Annotated in this window: 3 protein-coding genes and 1 pseudogene; 1 reads left to right on the forward strand and 3 read right to left on the reverse strand. The window is 58.8% G+C overall.

All coding sequences use genetic code 11. The features are described from left to right. Positions 1-114: 114 nt before the first annotated feature. A pseudogene (locus ACPF7Z_RS19260) lies at positions 115-303 on the forward strand (IS3 family transposase); the annotation flags it as partial. A gap of 409 nt (positions 304-712) precedes the next feature. On the opposite strand, the gene gabT reads toward ACPF7Z_RS19260, so the two are convergent. From gabT to ACPF7Z_RS19275, 3 genes are all read right to left on the reverse strand, one after another. After that, entirely contained in the window at positions 713-1,999 is a 1,287-nt protein-coding gene (gene gabT / locus ACPF7Z_RS19265) for a 4-aminobutyrate--2-oxoglutarate transaminase (RefSeq protein WP_425194855.1), read from the reverse strand. A 53-nt stretch (positions 2,000-2,052) separates the two neighbouring features. Continuing rightward, positions 2,053-3,507: an NAD-dependent succinate-semialdehyde dehydrogenase gene (locus ACPF7Z_RS19270; RefSeq protein ID WP_425194856.1), complete on the reverse strand. Its 1,455-nt coding sequence runs from the start codon at positions 3,505-3,507 to the stop codon at positions 2,053-2,055. 342 nt (positions 3,508-3,849) lie between these two features. After that, positions 3,850-4,164 (reverse strand): ATP-binding protein (locus ACPF7Z_RS19275; protein ID WP_425194857.1); only part of this gene is annotated, 315 nt, incomplete at its 5' end.

Here is a 4,164-nt window from a genome sequence, read left to right on the forward strand (position 1 = left end):
CGCTCAACGAAAGAGATCCACCGTTGTCTCAAGCGCTACATCGTGCGTGAACTCTACCCACTGATCATCAAGGATTTGCAGGCCGCCAGCACTTCGCCTTGACATAGGAGCGTCAATGCCGTCATGGAGCGCTTCTTCGGCTCACTGAAAAGCGAGTGGCTGGCTGACCAGCGATATGGGACCCGCCAAGCAGCACGGCGTGATGTCGTTGAATATATCGAGATGGAGTACAACAGCTGCCGGCTCCACTCGACCCTTGACTACCAGTCACCGAGGGAGATCGAACTGGCTGCTGCGGCTTGAAAATGTGTCCGCCCTCACTTGACCAGAACAGGTTAAGCCGCTCAGAACCGATTTGTTCAGTGGTTCCCTAATCGTTGAATAAGGCCTTTCAGTTCGAAGCGTAGCAGTAAACAGCGGGGTTTTTGTGGTGACTGCTAAATGAACCGTTCAACTAATTGGGGTCAGCTCAGAGGCGGTTTTTTTAGCACGGAAAGGGAGTTTAGACGGGGGGCGACACCGGCGCAGACAGGGGGATCCAGGTATCCACTCCTGAATTACCTGGCGTGCACGAGACGCTACGCGTGTGCGAACCTGCCTAAGACTAACTAACCGCATCCAGGGCCCCGATGCCGAAGTGGTCATCGGAGCCTAGAGTAAACAAGTGGCAACAGCGTCTTACTGACGCAATCCTAACATGGCGCCAGTATTGTCAGCTTGCCACGGCTTCCAGCGAGCGCTCGATGATGGCGAGACCTTCCTCAAGCACGTCTGACGGTGCGGTAATCGGCACTAATACGCGAATAGTGTTGCTGTAGAAGCCGCAGGAGAGCAGGATCAGACCCTGCTCGCGGGCCTTTGAACACAACGCCTGGGCCAAGGGGGCATCGGGCATACCATTGGCATCCAGTAATTCGAAGGCCGCCATGGCTCCGAGGTTTCGGGAATTGGAAACTCCCTCGAAACGTTGTTCCCAGACGGTGAAGCGCTCGGCCAACAAGCGACCCATTTGCGTGCTACGCGCCAGGATGTTTTCCTCTTCGATGGTATCCAGTACGGCTAGCGCCGCGGCGCAAGACAGTGGATTACCGCTATAGGTTCCGCCCAGAGAGCCAGGGCCTGAGGCATCCATGACCTCGGCGGTGCCGACGACCGCTGATAGCGGCATGCCGTTGGCCAGCGACTTGGCCGTGGTCAGCATGTCGGCCTCGATGCCGCTATGCTCAAGCGCGAATAGTTTGCCGGTTCGTGCAAAGCCCGATTGCACCTCATCGATGATGAGCAGGATGCCATGGCTGTCACAAAGTTCACGCAGCGCCTGTAGATAACTTGGTGAGGCGATATAGAAGCCGCCTTCCCCTTGCACGGGCTCGATGACGATCGCCGCAACCCGGTGCGCCGGGATATCGGTCTTGAAGAGTTTCTCCAGCGCGGTGAGGGCCATCTCATCACTGATACCATGCAATGGGTTGGGGTAGGGGGCACGATAGACATCGCCCGGCATGGGGCCGAAGTCATTCTTGTAAGGCAATACTTTGCCGGTCATGGCCAGGGTCAACATGGTGCGGCCGTGGAAGGCACCGTCGAAGGTAATGACACCCGAGCGGCCAGTGGCGGCGCGAGCAATCTTGACGGCATTCTCCAACGCCTCGGCACCGGTATTGACCAGCATCGCCTTGCGTTCGGGGCCCTTGACCGGGGCTTTCTCACATAGCTTTTGGCATAGCTGAATATAGGGCGCATAAGAAATCACCGCCGAGCAGCTATGCATGACTCGCTCTAGCTGGTCCTGTACGGCCTTGACGATTCGAGGATGGCGATGCCCCAGATTGAGCACGCCAATGCCGCCGGCGAAGTCGATCCAGCGTCGGCCATCTTCGTCCCACAACTCGGCGTTCTCGGCACGCGCCACGTACTGCTCGGTGGGTGTGGCAGCGCCGTTGGCCACGAAGCGCTTCTTGAGTTCGTTCAATTCGGCATTGGTGAACGTATCGGTCATGATGACATCCTTGATGATAGACGGGTTTTGACAAGCAGGGTAAGCAGGCGAGGTCAGAGTCCGCCCACACAGACGTACTTGAGTTCGGTGAACTCTTCGAGGCCGTGGTGCGAACCCTCGCGCCCCAGCCCGGACTCCTTGATGCCACCGAAGGGTGCAAGTTCGGTTGAAATCAACCCCTCGTTGATGCCGACCATTCCATACTCCAGCCCTTCCATGACGCGCCAGATCCGACGGTAGTCCCGAGCATAGAAGTAGGCCGCCAGACCGAAGGGAGTGTCATTGGCCATGGCAATCGCCTCGTGCTCTTCCTTAAAACGGAACACTGGCGCCAGAGGACCGAAAGTTTCTTCATTGGCCACGCACATTACACTCGTGGCATTGGCAATCACGGTCGGTGCAAAAAAGCTGTTGCCAAGTTCATGGGGGCGACCACCGCACAACAGACGTGCTCCCTTGTCCATGGCGTCATCCACGTGCCGCTGTAACTTGTCGACAGCGGCCTGGTTAATTAGCGGACCGACCACCGTTCCCGGTTCGCGCCCATCCCCCACCGTCAGCGCCCTGACTCGCTCCGTTAGCGCTTCGACAAAGGCGTCATAAATACCGTCCTGCACCAGAAAACGGTTGGTACAGACGCAGGTCTGGCCGGCATTGCGGTACTTGGAGGCAATGGCACCCGACACGGCAGCGTCCAGGTCGGCGTCATCGAACACGATGAAGGGGGCATTGCCACCCAATTCCATGGAAACTTTCTTGACGGTACTGGCGCACTGAGCCAGAAGCCTCTTGCCCACGGGTGTTGACCCAGTGAAGGACACCTTGCGCACCCTGGGGTCGGTAGTCAGCACCTCCCCGACCGCTGCCGGTGTCGAGGCGGTGACCACGTTGATGACCCCCTCGGGCACACCAGCTTCGCAGGCCAGCCTGGCTAGTGCCAGGGCCGTCAACGGTGTCGCTTCGGCCGGCTTGATGACAACCGTGCAACCGGCGGCAACGGCAGGTGCACACTTGCGGGTGATCATGGCCATGGGAAAGTTCCATGGAGTGATGGCAGCCACCACACCTACCGGCTCGCGCAGCACCAGCAGGCGCTTGTCGGAGGCGTGAGTTGGGGGCGTCTCCCCCGCCATGCGCTTGGCCTCCTCGGCGAAAAACTCGATAAAACTTGCCCCATAGGTCACCTCGCCACGAGCCTCAGCCAGTGGTTTGCCCTGCTCTAGGGTTATGAGCTCGGCCAGCTCCTCGGCGTGCTCATGAATACGTTCAAACCATGCACGCATGATGGCTGCACGCTCCTTGGCTGGCACTGTCCTCCAGCTACCCCACGCTGCATGGGCTGCAGCTACGGCTTCATGGGCATCTTCAGCGCCAAGGTCGGCCACCTGAGCCAACGTCTCGCCAGTTGCCGGGTTGGTCACGGGGAAATGCGATTTACCGGCATGCCAGCGCCCGCCAATAAGCGCAGCAGCAGTGCCGTCGATCAGTAGGGCGTCGATCAGCGTCATGGAGAGTTCCTTGTGTGGTTATCAGCGGGAACGCTATCAGTTCTCAAGACGCCGCCCAATGGACCAATCCCTGGGCGGAATGGACCAATAGACCGTATTGAGGGCATAATTCGGCTCCCTATCAACCGAGAGCGCAAAACTTATGCCCCCAAGCGCCTCCTTGGCCCCCTTGATCGAATATTTCAGTCTTCAACCAGATCGCCTAGGCAAGAGCGTGCGAATCGAGCAGGCATTGAGGCTAGCTATCCTGCATGACTGGCCGGAAGGTGTCAACGCCGACTGAAAAGTGACCCTCTTTGGCTCTGAATCGCCGAAGTAATATTGACCCCCTGGATCCGTCGGTTATTCGGCTGCCGTTGCCGAAGGAGTGGTGCCGGCTCTGCGCTTGTCCTTGAGTCGGTAGCTCTCGCCGGTGATCTGCACGATGTGGGCGTGGTGCAGGAGCCGATCCAGCATCGCGGCCGTCAGCGTCTGGTCGTCGGCAAAGGTCCCGGCCCATTGCGTGAACGGCAGGTTGCTGGTCAGAATCATGCTGCCACGCTCGTAGCGCTTGGCAACGACGTTGAAGAACAGGTTCGCCTCGTCGCGCCCGAAGGGCAGGTAGCCGATCTCATCGATCACCAACAGGCGCGGCCCCATCACCACACGGTTGAAGTA

The organism is Halomonas sp. GXIMD04776 (genome assembly GCF_049808615.1).
Taxonomy (GTDB): Bacteria; Pseudomonadota; Gammaproteobacteria; order Pseudomonadales; family Halomonadaceae; genus Modicisalibacter.

Bases quoted from the DNA above. Each gene is read 5' to 3' on its own strand.
- gabT (WP_425194855.1), bottom strand. From the start codon at position 1,999: ATGACCGATACGTTCACCAATGCCGAATTGAACGAACTCAAGAAGCGC.
- ACPF7Z_RS19270 (WP_425194856.1), bottom strand. From the start codon at position 3,507: ATGACGCTGATCGACGCCCTACTGATCGACGGCACTGCTGCTGCGCTT.